General features: G+C 51.0%; 2 pseudogenes. Both read right to left on the bottom strand.

Annotation, left to right across the window (positions count from 1 at the left end):
- Positions 1–24 precede the first annotated feature (24 nt).
- Positions 25–432, bottom strand: a pseudogene (locus R7R24_RS29020) (cation:proton antiporter); the annotation flags it as partial.
- Positions 416–576, bottom strand: a pseudogene (locus R7R24_RS29015) (glutathione-regulated potassium-efflux system ancillary protein KefG); the annotation flags it as partial. The pseudogenes R7R24_RS29020 and R7R24_RS29015, both read right to left, overlap by 17 nt.

The raw sequence follows: 576 nt of genomic DNA, 5'->3' as shown, positions 1-576 counted from the left end.
GGTGGCATTGAGGCCTTGCGCTTAAATCACTATGAGTGCAATAGCCGAAGAGGAAAGGGCGAGCCCCATGCCGATGACCAAACTCACCTGCATACTCAAGCCAAACAAACTGACAATGCTACCAATAACCGCCGTCGTCACTACAACTTGCGCGCCGCCAAGACCTAAAATCGGCCCTCGCATTTGCCATAATTTTTTCGGGTTCAATTCCAAGCCAATTAAGAACAGCAGTAACACCACCCCGAGCTCGGCAAAATGCAGAATCGCATCGACATCGCTAATCAGGCGTAATCCCCAAGGGCCAATCAATACCCCAGCCAACAAATAGCCAAGCACCGAACCTAAGCCAAATCGCTGCGCCAAAGGAACAGCAATCACCGCCGCCGACAGAAACACGACACTGCTTTGTAGAAACTCACTGGTTATCGCCATGCTGACCTCCTTGGTGCTCTGCTTCCCACTCATCAAGAGGATTACTCAGCCATCGACGATACTGCTCCGCGTGTTCATAGCGTTCAATATCAGAAACATTGCGCGACCAATACAACACCAGCGGCTCCATCCAATGCATCTGAC

The sequence above is a fragment of the Vibrio sp. 704 genome (assembly GCF_033339295.1).
This window is presented reverse-complemented; position numbering and strand designations above follow the sequence as displayed.